The 15,345-nt window shown below is 65.8% G+C and carries 14 protein-coding genes; 9 read left to right on the plus strand and 5 right to left on the minus strand.

Annotated features, from left to right (window positions below):
• The first annotated feature begins 18 nt into the window (after positions 1-18).
• From ISG32_RS12015 to ISG32_RS12025, 3 genes are read left to right on the plus strand one after another with little or no spacing between them, the layout of a single operon-like run.
• Positions 19-1,023: a Bug family tripartite tricarboxylate transporter substrate binding protein gene (locus ISG32_RS12015; RefSeq protein WP_194771252.1), complete on the plus strand. Its 1,005-nt coding sequence runs from the start codon at positions 19-21 to the stop codon at positions 1,021-1,023.
• Between the two features lie 44 nt (positions 1,024-1,067).
• On the plus strand, positions 1,068-1,526 hold the full coding sequence (locus ISG32_RS12020; protein WP_194771253.1) for a PaaI family thioesterase: 459 nt from the start codon (positions 1,068-1,070) through the stop codon (positions 1,524-1,526).
• A 37-nt stretch (positions 1,527-1,563) separates the two neighbouring features.
• A complete protein-coding gene (locus ISG32_RS12025) occupies positions 1,564-2,379 on the plus strand; it encodes an IclR family transcriptional regulator (RefSeq protein WP_194771254.1) in 816 nt (271 codons plus the stop codon).
• A gap of 18 nt (positions 2,380-2,397) precedes the next feature.
• Here ISG32_RS12025 and ISG32_RS12030 read toward each other — a convergent pair whose 3' ends face one another.
• From ISG32_RS12030 to ISG32_RS12045, 4 genes are all read right to left on the minus strand, one after another.
• On the minus strand, positions 2,398-3,366 hold the full coding sequence (locus ISG32_RS12030) for a Bug family tripartite tricarboxylate transporter substrate binding protein (protein WP_194771255.1): 969 nt from the start codon (positions 3,364-3,366) through the stop codon (positions 2,398-2,400).
• Between the two features lie 33 nt (positions 3,367-3,399).
• Positions 3,400-4,656: a CaiB/BaiF CoA transferase family protein gene (locus ISG32_RS12035; protein WP_228529763.1), complete on the minus strand. Its 1,257-nt coding sequence runs from the start codon at positions 4,654-4,656 to the stop codon at positions 3,400-3,402.
• 6 nt (positions 4,657-4,662) lie between these two features.
• Positions 4,663-5,808, minus strand: a complete 1,146-nt coding sequence (locus ISG32_RS12040) for an FAS1-like dehydratase domain-containing protein (protein WP_194771256.1) — start codon at positions 5,806-5,808, stop codon at positions 4,663-4,665.
• An 89-nt stretch (positions 5,809-5,897) separates the two neighbouring features.
• Positions 5,898-7,463 (minus strand): acyl-CoA synthetase, encoded by a 1,566-nt coding sequence (locus ISG32_RS12045; RefSeq protein ID WP_194771257.1) that lies wholly within the window; start codon positions 7,461-7,463, stop codon positions 5,898-5,900.
• Between the two features lie 508 nt (positions 7,464-7,971).
• Here ISG32_RS12045 and tcuA point away from each other — a divergent pair.
• The 6 genes from tcuA to ISG32_RS12075 all read left to right on the plus strand — a co-directional run bounded on the left by tcuA (position 7,972) and on the right by ISG32_RS12075 (position 14,740).
• Complete coding sequence (tcuA, locus tag ISG32_RS12050; RefSeq protein ID WP_194771258.1) at positions 7,972-9,423, plus strand: FAD-dependent tricarballylate dehydrogenase TcuA; 1,452 nt, start codon at positions 7,972-7,974, stop codon at positions 9,421-9,423.
• 13 nt (positions 9,424-9,436) lie between these two features.
• Positions 9,437-10,621 carry a tricarballylate utilization 4Fe-4S protein TcuB gene (gene tcuB, locus ISG32_RS12055; RefSeq protein WP_194771259.1) on the plus strand — a complete coding sequence of 395 codons (1,185 nt, stop codon included), beginning with the start codon at positions 9,437-9,439 and terminating at the stop codon, positions 10,619-10,621.
• 47 nt (positions 10,622-10,668) lie between these two features.
• Complete coding sequence (locus ISG32_RS12060) at positions 10,669-11,466, plus strand: class II aldolase/adducin family protein (protein ID WP_228529764.1); 798 nt, start codon at positions 10,669-10,671, stop codon at positions 11,464-11,466.
• Between the two features lie 224 nt (positions 11,467-11,690).
• On the plus strand, positions 11,691-12,617 hold the full coding sequence (locus ISG32_RS12065) for a Bug family tripartite tricarboxylate transporter substrate binding protein (RefSeq protein WP_194771499.1): 927 nt from the start codon (positions 11,691-11,693) through the stop codon (positions 12,615-12,617).
• Positions 12,618-12,638: 21 nt separating this feature from the next.
• Entirely contained in the window at positions 12,639-13,661 is a 1,023-nt protein-coding gene (locus ISG32_RS12070; protein ID WP_228529765.1) for a D-2-hydroxyacid dehydrogenase, read from the plus strand.
• A 98-nt stretch (positions 13,662-13,759) separates the two neighbouring features.
• The gene (locus ISG32_RS12075) at positions 13,760-14,740 is read left to right on the plus strand and encodes a Bug family tripartite tricarboxylate transporter substrate binding protein (protein WP_194771260.1); all 981 of its coding nucleotides are present in this window, start codon (positions 13,760-13,762) and stop codon (positions 14,738-14,740) included.
• A 45-nt stretch (positions 14,741-14,785) separates the two neighbouring features.
• Here ISG32_RS12075 and ISG32_RS12080 read toward each other — a convergent pair whose 3' ends face one another.
• Complete coding sequence (locus ISG32_RS12080) at positions 14,786-15,337, minus strand: vWA domain-containing protein (protein WP_323745928.1); 552 nt, start codon at positions 15,335-15,337, stop codon at positions 14,786-14,788.
• Between the last annotated feature and the right edge of the window lie 8 nt (positions 15,338-15,345).

A 15,345-nucleotide genomic window follows, 5' to 3' on the forward strand; every position in this document is an offset into this window, starting at 1 on the left:
CCGATGACGGACCGAGACATGCACTACGAATCACCCTCCCTCACCCGCCGCCACGCCGTGCTGGCAGCCGCGCTGACCGCCGTGGCCTGGACGGCGGCTGCCCCCGTCGCCCATGCGCAGGACAACGCGGACATCACCCGCATCATCGTCGGCTTCGCTCCGGGCGGCGCGGCCGATTCGCTCGCGCGGCTCTATGCGGAGCAGCTGCGCCAGGATGGTCTGGGCAACATCATCGTGGAGAACAAGCCCGGCGCCTCGTCGCGCCTGGCGCTGGACTATGTGAAGAAGGCACCGGCGGACGGCAAGACCATCTTCATCGGACCCTCGCCGATGTTCACGATCTTCCCGCTCACCTACAAGAAGCTCAGCTACGACCCGGACAAGGATCTGGTGCCCGTGGCCCTGCTGACCGATGTTCCCACGGTGATCGCCACCTCCGTCAACGCGCCCTATCACTCGATGGGCGAGTACGCGCAATGGCTCAAGAAGAATCCCAATGGCGGCAGCCTCGGTCTCGCCTCCATCGGCAGCGCCGGTCATCTCGGTGCGTTCGCGCTCAGCAAGGAACTGGGCATCACCGTCACGCCCACGCCGTATCGCGGTGCCACGCCGATGCTGGTGGACGTGGTGAGCGGCAACGTGTCCATGGGCTGGGACGCCGTGGCCAGCATGATGCCACTCTACAAGGGCGGAAAGCTGCAGTTTCTTGGCGTGAGCGGCACGCGTCGCATCAAGGCGCTGCCTCAGGTGCCCACCGCGTACGAGCAGGGCTTCAAGCAGTTCGAGTTCGCCACCAGCTGGTATGGTGCCTATGTGGCAGGCTCCACCTCGGAAGCCATCAGAACACGCCTGCAGGACGCGTTCATCAAGGCATCGTCCAACGCCGCCACCGCCTCCAAACTGGAGGATCTGGGCCTCGAGGTGGTGGGCAAGTCCGGCGCCGATGCGCGCGAGCGCATGCTCAAGGAACGCGCCGCCTGGAGCCCCATCGTCAAGGCATCGGGATTTGAAGCACAGGACTGAGTGATTGCGTCAGAATCGGAGGCAGTCCACTCCGATTCGAGACCATGACCACAGCGCCCGCAGCACTCATCCGAGACCAGCTCGAAGCCCTCCACTGGAAACCCCGTGACCTCCCCGGCCACATCGGTCAGATCGGCCCCATGTGGACCCGCAAGGAGCCCGAGGGCTGGGCCTATGGTCTGCTGTGCGAGGGCAAGCATCTCAACCCCGCTGGCGTGATGCATGGCGGGGTGACGGCCAGCCTGCTCGATCATGCGATCAGCGCCGTGGCGTGGGAGGCTGCGGGCAGGCTGCCATGCCTCACGGTGCAGCTGGACACGCACTTTCTCGCGCCCGTGGCGCAGGGGGAGTTTGCCGAGGTGCGGGTGAAGGTGAACAGCCGCTCGCGCAGCCTGATGTTTCTCTATGGTGAAATGACGGTGAATGGCACGCTCGCGGCGACGGCGCAGGCGGTCATGAAGGTGATGTCGTCACCGGCCACCGCGGCTTCGGTTCAGGTCTGATCCTGACCTGATCTTCCACACACAACGCTCAACGTTCATGGTCTCTTCACGCCCGACGAAACCTTCGGAGGCACCCAGCTCCACACCCAAGGCTGCGCGTGGCACGCGGGTGCGCCCCGTGCCTGCGGTGAGCCGCACCATCGCCATTCTGCGACTGCTCGGCGACACCAAGCAGCCCATGGGGGTGAAGGCGATTGCCGACGCGCTGGAGCTGATCCCGAGCACCTGCCTGCACATTCTGCGGGTGCTGGTGAGCGAAGGGCTGGTGACGGTCGATCCCTCCACCAAGCGCTACGCGCTCGGCAGCGGCATGATCAGCCTGGCGCGCAGCGTGCTGGGGGGCGGCAGCTTTGCACAGCTGGTGCAACCGGCGCTCGACCGCCTTGCCGCGCACAGCGGCGTGACGGCAATGGGCGTGGAGGTGACCGGCCTGCAGACTGCGGTGGTGCTGGCGCTGTCGCGCTCGGACCAGCCCTTTCGCTTTCACACCGATGTGGGCAGCCAGTTCAATTCGCTGGTCAGCGCGACCGGGCGGCTGATCGCCGCGCACAACGGCGAGACCTGGGCGCAGCTGCGCAAGCGCTTTGACAAGGTCGAATGGGACAACGCGCCCACCTTCGATCAGTGGAAGGACGAGATCGAGCAAGCGCGCGCGCTGGGCTGGAGCGTGGACCGCGACCACTTCATCAGCGGCGTGACCGTGGTGGCCGTGCCGGTGATGTCGCAGGCGGGGCGCATGACGCACACGCTGGCGGCGGTGGGCCTGTCCAGCCACCTGGACGGCAGCGCCGTCAACGCGCTTGCGGCACGGATGCTGCAGGAAGCGCGTCAACTCGCGGGCGCTCTGCCCTGATCGATTTTCAACCGCCCTTCAGTCCGCCTTCAAACCCGCGCTCTTGATGACGGGTGCCCACTTGGTGCGCTCGGAGCGGGCGAAATTCGCCAGATCGCCTGGCGCACCGCCTGCAGGGTCGAAGCCCAGCTCCAGCAGACGCTGACGGGTCTCGGGCCGCGCCAGCGCCTTGTTCATCGCCGCGTTGACGGTGGCGATCACCTGAGCCGGCGTGCCGCGCGGCGCGTAGAGCGCGTTCCACGCAATCACCTCGTAGCCGGGGTAGCCCTGCTCGGCGACCGTCTTCACGCCGGGCGCAAGGCCGCTGGCCTTCTCGGAGGTGACCGCAATCGCGCGCACCTTGCCCGACGCGAGATGCGCCTTGAGCGCGGTCGGCGTATCCACCACCACCGGCAACTGGCCGCCGAGCAGATCGGTCATCGCATTGCCCGAGCCCTTGTAGGGCACGCCGAACAGCGGAAACTGCGAGCGTTCCTTGAGCAGCTCCACCACCAGCCGCGCCGTGGTGCTGGGCATGGCGATGTCCGCCGAGCGCGGATCGACGCGCGCCTTCTCCAGCAACTGCGACAGCGACGTGTAGGGCGTGCTCGCGTTCACCGCGACGATCATCGGAAACGTACCGACGAGTCCGATCGGCTCGAAATCCCGTTCCGCCTCGAACGGCACCTTGGCGTACAGGAACGCGTTGAGCGCGTGCGTCGCGTTGGTGCCCATGGTCAGCGTGTAGCCGTCGGGCGCGGCCAGCGCCGTCATTTCCGTGCCGAGATTGCCCCCCGCCCCCGGCTTGTTTTCCACCACGATGGGCTGGCCCAGATCCTTGCCCATCTGGTCGGCCAGATACCGCGTGGCGATGTCCGTTCCCTGCCCTGCGGCGTAGGCCACGACGATGCGGATCGGCTTGCTCGGATAGGGCTGCTGCGCATGCACCGCGCCGCCTGCCGCCGCACCCAGCAGCACCACCCCCAGATAGATTGAACGAATGCGCATGATCCTTGTCTCCTTGCATGATGCGGGCCTGGTTCAGCCCACTTTTTCTATACTTTCGGAAATCACGTACTCACCCGCTGGCCGCATGACGGCTCCCGCTTCGTACAGCCTTTGTCGCTGTCCCCCATCAAACCCCAGACCCCGCAGAACCTCCTCCGCATCCTGCGCGAAATGGGGCGGCGCGTGGCCCGGCTCACCCGGCGTCCCGCACATCACCATCGGCGAACGGACCCCCTGATAGGCGCCGCGCCGCACGACCAGTTCCCGGTGCTCGCTGTGCGCATGGGTGAGCGCCTGCGGCACGGAATTCAAAGCGCCCGCCGGCACGCCCAGCTTCATCAGGTCCTCGCACAGCGCGCCGCATTCGCGGTCCGCGATGGCCTCCTCGATGGCCACCTTGAGCTCCGCGCGATGGGCCAGCCGCCCGCCGTTGCTCGCAAAGCGTCCGTCGTGCGGCAGCCCCGGAAGGCCGATGTGCTGACTGAGCTTGCGGAACTGCGGATCGTTGAGCACGCCGATGAACAGCTCGCCATCTCGCGCACGGAACTTGTCGTACGGCGCGATGTTGGGATGTGCGCTGCCCAGCAGGCTCGGGCTGCTGCCCGAGGCAAACCAGTTGGACGCATGCGGCAGCAGCAGACTCAACGCCGTGTCATACAACGTGGCCTCCACACGCTGCCCCTCTCCCGTGCGATGACGCGCACACAAGGCCATCAGAATCGCGGAGAGTGCCACGTAGCCCGTCAAGTGATCAATCACTGGCACGCCGATGCGCGTGGCTCCCGAGCTGGCGTCGCCGTTCACGCTCATCACGCCGCACATCGCCTGGAGCACCGCGTCATATCCGGGCAGACCGCCGAGCGGGCCGTCTGCGCCAAATCCGGAAATGCTGCAGTACACCAGCCGTGGGTAGCGCGTGGCGAGCACGTCATCGAACCCGAGGCCCCAGCGTTCCATCGTGCCCGGCAGAAAGTTCTCCACCAGCACGTCGGCGTCGGCCAGCATGCGGTGCAGCACCTCCTGCGCGTCGGGCATCGAGAGATCGAGACTGATCGCCCGCTTGCCCCGGTTGAGCGCCGCGAAATACGCCGCCTGCCCCGCCGCATCGAACGGCGGACCCAGCTTGCGCGTCTCGTCGCCCGAAGGCGGCTCGACCTTGATGACCTCCGCGCCCTGATCGGCGAGGATCTGCGTGCACAGCGGACCGGCCAGCACGCGCGTGAGGTCCACCACCCTCATTCCCGCGAGGGCTCCTTTGGCTCCTTTGGTTCCGCCAGCGCCGATGGCCATGGTGCGTTATCCCTTGCTGGGCAGAATCACCACGCCACTGCCGACCACCGACAGCTCGCCGTCCTGGTTGGACGCGGACTGCTCGATCTCGACCATGTGCTTGCCGTTCTCGACGAACTTGCGCGTGACCTTGCCTTTGATGAACAGCATGTCGCCCTCGGGGTTGTGGCGGCGGATCTTGCAGCTGGCCTTGTGCAGGAAACCCGTGTCGCCCATCCAGTTGGTGAGATGGTGGGTCAGCCACGAGGTGCGCTCCGGGCCGTAGTCATACGCGCCGGGCGCGCCCACTTCGAGCGCGAAGTCCTCTTCCCAGTGCACGCGCTCGGGCACGTCGGGAATGCCGAAGCGGTTCTTGATGCCCACGCCGGGGTGTGCGTCGATGAGCTGCCAGGCGAGCTTGTTCGCGCGGATGTAGAGACCACCCCAGCCCTGCGCATAGGCGATGAAGCCGGTGACCGTCATCGGGCCCTTGAACATGGTGGGCAGCTCCTGACCGACCTGCACGTCTTCCCAGTAGCGCGGAATGGCACCGCGCACCTCCTCGTTGCGGTACAGCTTGTAGGCCTCGCCCAGCTCCTCGTCGGTATAGCGGCGCGGCTCGCGGGCGCGCACCTCCGCATACTTCGTGCCCTGTTCGCGCGCATGGTCACGCTCGGTGCGGAAGCACCAGCTGTCGCACTCGGAGACCTTGTCACCCTGCTGGTTGTAGAAGTCCACGTGGTAGATCTGCTGGATCGCGCGGCCCGCAAAGCGCGTCTGGTGTTCGATGAGGTCCTTGAGATGCGCCTCGGTCGAGATCTCGTCGTTGCGGCGCACCGGCTTGTGCCAGGTCCAGTCCGAGCCCGACCACATCGCGTGCACGCCCGGCAGGCCGCCCACATAGCCCGACACGATGCGGCTGGTGGAGAACAGAAAGCTCGGCAGCGCGACGATGCCGCCGTAGTGCGACTTGGCCGCGTAGTCCGGGTCGCACCACAGCGGGTTGTCATCGCCGATGCCGTGCGCGTAGTGACGGATGTTGTCGCGCGTGGCCTCGTGGCACCAGGGCTCCGCGGTCTGGCCGATCTTCACGCCGATGCGCTTGCGCAGGTCATCGAGACCCTCGTCGGTGATCTTGGGAAAGCTGCGTTGTTGGTGAACCTTGTCAAGCATGTCTGTCTCCTTGTGAAATGGAATCGGCGTGATGAAGAAAATGAAAAAATGAAGCTCTCGGGAAAATGTGGCAATAAGGGAGGCGAAACTCAGGCCACGATCTGCTCGGCCGCTGCCGCTGCGCGCTCCCGTTCGCGCAGCACTTTTCTGTGCACCTTTCCGGCAGGCGTCTTGGGCAGCTCGGAGACCACCGCGACATGGCGCGGGTATTCGTGCTGACTGAGCTTGGCGCGCACGAGGTCCTGCACCTCCTGCACGAAGGCGTCGCTGCGTTCCCGGCCGCTCACGAGAAACGCCTTGACGACCTGGCCGCGCAACTCGTCGGGCACGCCGATCACGGCGGCCTCCTGCACGTCGGCATGCATGAGCAGCACGTTCTCGATCTCGACCGCGCTCATGGTCCAGCCGGCGGAGATGATCACGTCGTCCGCGCGGCCCGCGTGATAGAAGTAGCCGTCCGCATCGGTGCGGCCCAGATCCTTGGTGGGAATCCACTCGCCCTTGCGCAGCACCATGAGCTGGCCGGTCTCGCCGGGCGGGCAGATGCGGCCTTCGGCGTCGTGCACTTCGACGCGCGTTCCCGGCACCGCCTTGCCGAGCGAGCCGCGCTTGACCGGGAAATCCGGAGCGCCCGGATAGCTCGCCAGCACCACGCCGATCTCGGTCGTGCCGTACATGCTGCAGACTTCAAGCCCGAAGACCTGCTTCACATAGTCGGCCGTGTCGTCATCGATGGGCTCGCCGGTGAACGACAGCTTGTTGAACGCATAGCCATGCTCGGTCGCCTTGCCGCAGTTCTTCATCATGCGGTAGTGCGTGGCCGCCGCCGACATGTTGGTGAAGCGGTTCTCCGACAAGGCCCTGAGCAGCCGCTCCGCATTGAAGCGCCCGCTGTACGCACCCACTGTCAGCCCCAGCGCGAGCGGTGCGAGCGTGCCGTGCCACAGTCCATGGCCCCATGCGGGTGACGATGGGCAGAAGAAGCGGTCGCCCGGACGCAGGCCGGTGCCGTAGAGCGCCGCCACCATCAGCGTGACCACCGCGCGATGCGTGTGGCGCACGGCCTCGGGCAGTTCGCGCGTCGTGCCCGATGTGTACTGAAACACCGCCAGATCGTCGGCGCGTGACTGCGATGCAAACTGCGCCGGATGGCTCTGCAGGCTCTGGTGAAACGCCGCGTCGTAGATCAGCACCGGCACGCCGGCGGCATCGGCCACGTCCTGCTTCTGCGCGTTGGTCACCAGCAGGGCGGGCTTGCAATCGTCGACACGCAGCCGAACGCCGTCCGGGCCGAACAGCGTGAAGAGCGGCACCACGATCGCGCCCCGCTTGATCACGCCAAACATCGCGGTGTAGAACGCCCGCGAGGGCTCGAGCATGATGGCCACGCGCTCGCCCGGCTGCACGCCCCGCGCCGCGAGCCAGTTCGCGAAGCGCCCTGAATCGGCCGACAGCTCGTCGAAGGTGATGACCTCGTCCTCACCCGACGCATGCGCCACGATCAACGCATCCCGACCCTGGCCCGCATGGCGGTCCACGCACTCATGCGCGATGTTGAACGACGCGCGGTCACCATCAAACAGCTCCCACAGTTTCTCGCCCGAGAACTGCTGCTGCGCATCCGCATAACTGACGAAATCCACAAGACGTTTCATGTCCGTTGTCCCCTTCGCTTTTTCGTGCATTCAGTTTCGGCATTATTTTTTCTTTTGTCAAATGCTTTCTAATTTTGTATATAGACAAAACAAAGTTGGCTTTCAAGGATGCACTGCAACAAAAAAGCAGAACAAAAACAGCGGACTACGCAGCGAACACCGCCACTCGATCCACCCCCACAACGCCAAGACAGCCCCTCAGGCTAGGCGTGAAGCCGCAGATCAGTACGCCTGTACGGCAAGGCTTCGACAACGACGCATGAGGGGCTGTCTTGGCGCCTCCGAACGACCAGCCAGTGAAGCCGCCAGGCTTCATAAAACCAAAAAATAGAAAACGAACAAAACCCATCACGATTCGTGAAGTGGCCTTGCAGGAAGTGGACTTGGCACGGGTGGAGAGAACTCCCAGAATTCAAGTGAACAAAAATCACCCCACGAGGTCCGCCGTGCTGCAGAGCAAACACCGAACCCCTTCCTTTGCGCGAACCCGCCTGTGCGGCCAACCCACATGAGCGGCGCAACCCCATCCTTCGACACCGACGTCCTGGTGATCGGCGGCGGCAACGCCGCTTTGTGCGCGGCCATCATGGCCGCCGAGGCCGGCTCACGCGTCACGCTGCTCGAGTCCGCGCCGCGCGCTTGGCGCGGCGGCAATTCGGGCCACACGCGCAACCTGCGCTGCATGCACGACGCCCCGCAGGACGTGCTGGTCGAGGCCTATCCCGAAGAAGAGTTCTGGCAGGACCTGCTGAAGGTGACCGGCGGCATTACCAACGAGCACCTCGCGCGCATGGTGATCCGTGCGTCCAGCACCTGCCGCAACTGGATGCGCAAGCACGGCGTGATCTTCCAGCCGCCGCTCTCCGGCGCGCTGCACGTGGCGCGCACCAATGCGTTCTTCATGGGCGGCGGCACGGCGCTCGTCAACGCGTATTTCCGCAGCGCTGAAAAGCTCGGTGTGCAGATCCACTACGAGACTCCCGTGGACCGCCTCGAGATCGACGAGCACGGCACCTTCCAGGCCGCTCTCACCACCAATGGCAAGCGCTTCACGGCCAAGAGCTGCGTGCTCGCGGCGGGTGGTTTCGAATCCAACCGCGAATGGCTGCGCGAGGCTTGGGGCCAGAACGAGCGCGGCGAATGGCCGTCGGACAACTTCCTGATCCGCGGCACCGCATTCAACAAGGGCGTGCTGCTCAAGCACATGCTCGACGAACACAAGGCCGACGGCATCGGCGATCCCACGCAGGCGCACATGGTGGCCATCGACGCGCGCGCGCCGCTCTACGACGGCGGCATCTGCACGCGCATCGACTGCGTTTCGCTTGGCGTGGTGGTCAACCGCGAGGCCAAGCGCTTCTACGATGAAGGCGAAGATTTCTGGCCCAAGCGCTACGCCATCTGGGGCCGCCTCGTCGCCATGCAGCCGGGCCAGATCGCCTACTCCATCATCGACTCCAAGGCCATCGGCCGCTTCATGCCGCCGGTGTTTCCCGGCGTGAAGGCGAACTCGCTCGAAGAGCTCGCGGACAAGCTCGAACTCGACCGCGCAACCTTCATGCAGTCGCTCACCGAGTACAACGACAACTGCCACGTCGGCCACTTCGACCACACGGCGCTCGACGACTGCCACACCGAAGGCATCACCCCCGCCAAGACGCACTGGGCGCGCCCCATCGACACCGCACCGTTCTACGGCTATGCGCTGCGCCCCGGCGTGACCTTCACCTATCTGGGCCTGAAGGTGGACGACACCTCGGCCGTGCGCTTCAACGACCGCGCAAGCCGCAACCTGTTCGTGGCCGGCGAGATGATGGCTGGCAACGTGCTCGGCAAGGGCTACACCGCCGGTGTCGGCATGTCCATCGGCACGGCCTTCGGCCGCATCGCCGGACGCAACGCGGCTCTGGCCGCTCAGGGCAAGCCTGCCGTTGCAGGCGCCGTGAAAGACGAAGCATAAGAGGCCCTGAAAAATGCAAACCCTGCAAGCCCTGACCGAAGACGCAAAGGCCCTCGCCCAAGGCCACATCGTGCCCATGACCGCCGCCGAAGAAGAAGTGGCGCGCGTCATGCAGATCTGCAACGCCTGCCGCTACTGCGAAGGTTTCTGCGCGGTGTTTCCCGCGATGACGCGCCGCCTCGAATTTCCGAAGGCCGACGTGAACTTTCTGGCCAACCTGTGCCACAACTGCGGCGCCTGCCTGCATGCCTGCCAGTACGCGCCGCCGCACGAATTCGCGCTCAACGTGCCCAAGGCCATGGCCGAGGTGCGCGGCGAAACCTACACCAACTACGCCTGGCCTCCAGCGCTTGGCAAGCTCTACAAGAACAACGGTCTCACGCTGTCCATCGCGCTGGTGATCGGCCTCGCGCTGTTCCTCATCATCGCCGTGGCGCTGCATGGCGGCATCGGCGCGCTGTGGAGCCGCGAGACCGCGGGCAACTTCTACAACCTGTTCCCGCACAACCTGCTGGTGAGCCTGTTCGCGCCGGTGTTCCTGTTCGTGGTGTTCGCGCTCTTCATGGGCGTGCGCAACTTCTGGAAGCAGATCAAGCCCGTCACCAGCGGAGCCGACGTGAGCGCCCCCGCCGCCGCTGAAGCCACGCATGACGTGCTGCGCATGAAGTACCTGGACGGCGGCGCCGGACAGGGCTGCCCCAACGAGGACGATGCCTACACGCTCGCGCGTCGCCGCATGCACCACTTCACGTTCTACGGCTTCATGCTGTGCTTCGCGGCCACCGCGCTCGGCACGATCTATCACTACGTCTTCGGCCTCGCCGCGCCCTACGAACTGCCCAGCCTGCCCAAGGTCCTCGGCGCGCTCGGCGGCGTGAGCCTGCTGATCGGCACCAGCGGCCTGTGGCATCTGAACCGCAGACGTGATCCCGAACACGGCGACCTCAAGCAAAAGCCCATGGACCTCGGCTTCATCGCGCTGCTGTTCCTCGTCTCGCTCACCGGCCTCGCGCTCTGGCTGCTGCGCGGCACGCCCGCCATGGCCCTGCTGCTGTGCGCCCACCTCGGCGCGGTGATGGGCCTGTTCCTCACCCTGCCCTACGGCAAGTTCGCGCACGGCATCTTCCGCACCGCATCGCTGCTGCGCCACGCAACGGAAAAGCGCCAGCCGAATCCCATCGGGCTCGGTGCGGACTGATCGAAGCGACGCCATCTCAATACATCATTCAAACGGAGACAGGGACCATGACAACCACAGACACCAGCCACGAACTGCACATCTCCTCGATGCGGGACAAGTGCTCCGACGCCGAATGGCAGGCCCGCATCGATCTCGCAGCCTGCTACCGGCTCGTGAACCTCTACGGCATGTCGGACATGATGGCCAACCACATCTCCTCGCGCGTGCCGGATGAGGACGGCGCGTTCCTCATCAACGCCTACGGCATGATGTACGAGGAGATCACCGCATCCAGTCTCATCAAGGTGAGCCACGACGGCACCATCCTCTCCAAGCCCGACTTCGGGCCACTGAACTACGGCATCAACAAGGCCGGCTACGTGATCCACAGCGCCGTCCACGAGGCCCGCCCCGAAGTGGCCTGCGTGATCCACACGCACAGCTGGGCATCGATGGCGGTGTCCGCGCTCGAATGCGGCCTGCTGCCGATCACGCAGACCGCGATGCGCTTTCTCAAGATCGGCTACCACGACTATCAGGGCGTGGTGCTCGACACGGCCGAGCAGGAATCGCTGATCAAGGACCTCGGCGATGGCGAGGCGCTCATCTTCCGCAACCACGGCGCGCTGACCGTCGGCCGCACGGTGGGCGAGGCCTTCAACTGGATGCACCGCCTCGAGCTCGCCTGCCGCTCGCAGATCGCCGCGATGTCGTGCAACTCGCCGCTCTCGAAGGTCTCCGATCAGGTGCTCGAGGAAACCTGGAACAACTACCAGCCAGGCACGCGCCGCCCCTACGGCCAGATGGAGTGGCCCGCGCTGCTGCGCAAGCTCGACCGGATCGACCCGAGCTACCGCACTTGAAGACGAAAGCCATTGCACAGAACCGGAGAACTCCCCCATCGGACGCGGTGAGAACACTTTCTTCACCGCACCCGAGCCGTCTGCATAGACACGCCAGAAGTGATCGCAGGCCGCGCCTTCCAAGCACATAAATACTCAAGGAGACAAGCATGACCCACCCACAACACCCCGGCGTCTCGCGCCGACGCTTCCAATCCGGCCTCATCGCCTCTGCCCTGCTGCCGATGAGCGCGTTCAGCGGCATGGCCTTCGCACAGGACAAGTGGCCGTCCAAGCCCGTCAAGATCGTCGTCGCCTTCACCGCAGGCGGCACCACCGATCTGCTCGCGCGCGCGGTGGCCCAGAAGCTCGGCGACAAGCTCGGACAGTCATTCATCATCGACAACAAGCCCGGTGGCGGCGGCAACATCGGCACCGAATCCGTCGTGCGCGCGCCCGCCGACGGCTACACGCTGATCGTGAACTCCGTGGGTCCGATCTCCGTGAACCAGAGCCTCTACAAGAACATGAGCTACGACCCGCTCGTCGATCTGGTGCCCATCGTGCAGATCGCCGACGTTCCCAACGTGCTGGTGGTCCACCCCTCCGTTCCCGCCAAGACCTTCGAAGAGTTCATCGCCTACGCGAAGGCCAAGCCCGCGCAGCTGAGCTACGGTTCCACGGGCGTGGGCACCTCATCGCACCTGTCGAGCTACATGCTGAGCCAGCGCATCGGCAGCGAGACGCTGCACGTCCCCTACAAGGGCGCGAACGCGCTCAACGATCTGCTGGCCGGACGCCTGCAGTTCATGTTCGCGACCATCCCCTCGGTCATCCAGCACATCAAGGCCGGCAAGCTGCGCGCGCTCGCGGTGTCGAGCGACAAACCCTCGCGTTCGCTGCCCGGCGTGCCGACGGTGGCCGAGAAAGGCTTTCCCGGATTTGCTGCGGGATCGTGGTTCGGCTTCTTCGGCCCCAAGGGCACACCGCCGCAGATCATCGCGCAGCTGAACAAGGCCGTGAACGAGGCCCTTCCCTCGCTCGAGGAGCAGATGATCCGCGAAGGCGCCGATCCCGTCGGCGGCACACCCGAGCAGTTCGGTCAGTTCACGCGCAAGGAGTTCGTGAAGTGGCAGAAGATCGTGAAGGACTCGGGCGCGACGGTCGAATGACGGCATCGCCGATACATCCTCATGAGTGACATGAACGACGCCACCCAAGCATCCGCAGCGGCGCTGCGCATTCTCGTCTCCGAGCGGCTGCGCGCGGCCGAAGGCGAGCGCATCCGCGCCTGCGCGTCCCCCGCGCCCGAGCTGCTGACGGTGGACGACGTGGAGCAGCGCGGCGCGCAGTTCGACATCGCCTTCGTCTCGCGCGACGTCACGGGCCTGTCGACCAAGCACGAGACGCAGCCCGAAACGGCGCGCTTCTACGCCGCCATGCAGGGCAGCCGGTCTCTGCGCTGGGTCCACATCCACTCTGCGGGCGCGGACCGTCCAATCTATCTGGACCTGCTCGCGCGCGGCGTGACGCTCACCTCGTCGGCAGGAACGAATGCCGAGGTCGTCGCGCAAAGTGCCGTGACGGGCCTGCTCATGCTGGGGCGGCGCTTTCCCGAGCTGATCGCGGCGCAGCAGCGCCGCCAATGGGCACCGCTGATCGACCGCCCACCGCTGCCCTGCGACATCCACGGCCAGACCGCGACCATCGTCGGCTGGGGCGGCATCGGCCAGGCCATCGCGCGCATCATGCAGGCCATCGGTCTCCACATCCAGGTGGTGCGCAGCAGCGCCGCGCCCACGGACAACGGGCTGCCTTCGCATGCGTTCGAGGACATCGCGCAGGTGCTTCCCACGACGGACTGGCTGATCCTCGCGTGCCCGCTGTCGCCGCGCACGCACCAGCTCATTCACCGCGAACGCCTCGCGCTGCTGCCAGCGGGCGCACGTCTCATCAACGTCTCGCGCGGCGACGTGGTAGACGAGCCCGCGCTGATCGACGCGCTGACCCACTCGCGCCTCGCGGGCGCCTATCTCGACGTGTTCGCACACGAGCCGCTCGCTGCGGACTCACCCCTCTGGACCCTGCCCAACGTGATCGCCACACCGCACAGCGCCGGCTTTGCGGCGGGCAACGCGGCACGCGTGGTCCAGATGTTCATGGACAACCTCGCGCGGTACGCAACGAACTCCGCACTCGTCAACGTCGTGCGTTGACGAAGCTGTTGCGCGAAGTACAAAATCAAAAGGAGAGCGGAGTTCAGGAAGCCACATCACTGCGGCACAGCGGTCATCTCACAACAGGAATCATCACGATGAACAAACGATCCCTTCTCCTTCGCGCCACCGCCTTCGCCACGCTGGCTGCACTCGGCACGGGCGCAGCCCATGCGGCCGATCCCGTGTTTCCGCCGGCCAAGCCCGTCACGCTGGTCGTGGGCTTCGCCGCCGGCGGCGCGGCCGATGCTGCAGCGCGCATGATCGCCAAGAAGCTTGGCGAAAACATCGGCCAATCGGTCGTGGTCGACAACCGCGGCGGCGCGGGCGGCAACATCGCGCACCAGCAGGTCGCCTCGGGCGTGGCTGATGGAACGGTGCTGCTGTTCGGCTCGGTCGGTCCGCTGACCATCGCGCCGCATCTCATGAAGCTCAACTACGATCCGTTCAAGGACCTGGCGCCGATCTCGGGCGGCGTGTACTTCCCGAACGTGCTCGTGGTGAACAAGGCGGTCGGCGTGAAGAATCTCGCCGAGTTCGTCGCCAAGGCCAAGACGAGCAACGTCGAGTTCGCGTCCACCGGCGCGGGCTCCGCGTCGCATCTGGCGGGCGAGCTGTTCAACCAGCGCGCGGGCATCAACATGGTCCACGTGCCCTACAAGGGCGGCGCTCCGGCCCTGCAGGATCTGCTGGGCGAGCGCGTGGCGAGCTACTTCGCCGCACCTCCCACCGCGCTGCCCCACATCGAAACCGGCAAGCTGATTCCTCTGGCCACCACCGGCCTCAAGCGCCCCAGCTACATGCCCAACATCCCGACCGTGGCCGAGTCCGGCTTCCCCGGCTTCCAGGCGCTGAACTGGTATGCGTTCGTGGCCTCATCCAAGACTCCCGCGCCCATGCTCGACCGCTGGAACACGGAAATCGTGAAGGTGCTCAACGACCCAAGCGTGAAGGAAGCGCTCGCCAAGCACGGCCTCGACCCACATCCCACGACGCGCGCGGAATTCGCGACCTTCATGAAGAAGGAATACGACCAGTGGGGCGCCATCGTCAAGGAGCGCAAGATCACCGCTCAGTGATCCCGCGCACCCTCGCTCTGCGCGCCGCTCGCCCGAACTGCGCGCTCAGTCGTTGCAGGGAATGCAGGGCACGTCCCATGCCTCGGCGAGCATCCGTGCGCGCTTGAGGCGCACGCGGCCCGATTCAAAATCGAGCACGCGAATCGCGTCGGCATGCACGGGCCGTCTGGGCAGCTCGCGCGTGCGGGCATCGCTCAGCAGCCACAGCCAGCCTTGCGTTCCGCCGCCGCCATGCGCGGCCAGCAGGTCGTCGGCGCGCCCCAGCGCCTCGGCCAGCGGCGTGCCGCCGCCCCCGCCGATGGGCGCAATCCAGTCGTCGCTCCAGGCGCCCGCCTTGCAGGGCGCAAGCCGCAACTGCACGCCCTCGCCCCCAAAGCAGATCAGCGCGACATGCTCGCGGCGCAGATAGGCCTCGCGGAACAGGTCGAGCAGCACGCCCTTGGCACGCGCAAGCGCACCCGTCGTCACCATCGATGACGAGCAATCGAGCAGCACGCAATGCAGGCGGGCCGAGACGCGCTCCATGTCGCGAAAACGCAGATGCCCAAGCGCCAGCTTCTCCGCGCCGCGCGCGACGAGCGTGCGCGGCCAGTCCACGCGGGTGG

It is taken from the genome of Diaphorobacter caeni (assembly GCF_015354245.1).
GTDB classification, from domain to species: Bacteria; Pseudomonadota; Gammaproteobacteria; order Burkholderiales; family Burkholderiaceae_C; genus Diaphorobacter_A; species Diaphorobacter_A caeni.